The 1,370-nt window shown below is 56.5% G+C and carries 1 protein-coding gene and 1 pseudogene; both read right to left on the bottom strand.

From position 1 onward, the window contains the following. Positions 1-734 (bottom strand): isocitrate lyase (aceA, locus tag EDM54_RS25960; protein ID WP_183189191.1); only part of this gene is annotated, 734 nt, incomplete at its 3' end. Between the two features lie 17 nt (positions 735-751). Continuing rightward, a pseudogene (locus EDM54_RS25955) lies at positions 752-1,370 on the bottom strand (malate synthase A); the annotation flags it as partial.

Genomic DNA, 1,370 nt, shown 5'->3' with positions numbered 1-1,370 from the left:
GTCAAAAACGGCTTGTCGCTGTCGTCGATGTCACTTGTGATCAAAAACGCTCCGTTTGCATCGGTCCGGGCTACGATCACAGTCGGCACACCCATGACATCTGCCGCGAAACGGGCCGCTACCAGGTTGCGAATGGCCGCCTGTGTCGGGATCAATACCTTGCCGCCCATATGGCCGCATTTTTTCTCTGATGCGAGCTGATCCTCAAAGTGTACACCCGATGCTCCCGCTTCGATCATGCCTTTCATCAGCTCAAAGACGTTGAGCGGTCCGCCAAAGCCGGCTTCCGCATCTGCCACGATGGGTGCAAACCAATAGGTGTCGCCCGTCCCTTCGGACTGTTGGATCTGATCTGCCCGCTGCAGTGCCTGATTGATCCGTTTGACCACCTGCGGGACACTGTTTGCCGGGTACAGGCTCTGGTCCGGGTACATCTGTCCGGCCAGATTGGCGTCGGCGGCTACTTGCCAGCCGCTTAGATAGATGGCTTTCAATCCCGCTTTTACTTGCTGGATCGCCTGATTCCCGGTCAAAGCGCCAAGCGCCTTGATGTGATGCTCCGTGTTGAGCAACTGCCACAGCCGCTCTGCCCCGATCCGGGCAAGCGTATGCTCGATTTGGACCGAGCCCCGCAGTCTGACTACATCTTCCGCCGTATACGGACGCTGCACCCCTTTAAACCGGTCTGTCTTCCAGCTTTCCTCTAATTGTCGAATAGCCTCTTGTTTGTTCATTTCTCCCACTCCCTTTTTTAATCAAGATAGGCATAGCCTGGAACGGTCAAAAACTCGGAAAACTCGTCGGCCGTCACCAGCTGGAGGAACAATTCCCCTGCCAGCTTGTATTTGCCGGTTTCGTACCGTTCCTGGCCGATTTGCTGTTTCAAGGTTTGCAGCTCTTCGCTCAGCCACTGGGTGACCAAAGCAGTCGTAATCTTGCGGCCATCCGGCAAAACACCCCGGCGGTGCTTGATCCATTGCCACACCTGAGCGCGGGAAATTTCCGCTGTTGCGGCGTCTTCCATCAGGTTGTTGATCGGCACGGCGCCATAGCCGCGAAGCCATGCCTCGATGTACTGAATCCCTACCCTGATGTTGGTGCGGACTCCTTCTTCGGTGATCTGGCCTTCCGGTACGGCCAGCAGGTCAGCGGCAGTTACATGGACGTCCTCGCGCTTATACCAGATCTGGTTTGCTTCCGGCATCAGGCGATTAAAGACTTCCATCGCCACCGGAACCAGTCCGGGGTGGGCCACCCAGCTTCCATCGTGTCCGTCGTACGCCTCCCGCTCTTTGTCTGCTTTCACTTTTGCCAGCGCTTCCTCGTTTTTTGCCGGGTCGTTTTTTACCGGAATTTGTGCGGCCATCCCG

It is taken from the genome of Brevibacillus borstelensis (assembly GCF_003710865.1).
GTDB lineage: Bacteria > Bacillota > Bacilli > Brevibacillales > Brevibacillaceae > Brevibacillus > Brevibacillus borstelensis.
This window is presented reverse-complemented; position numbering and strand designations above follow the sequence as displayed.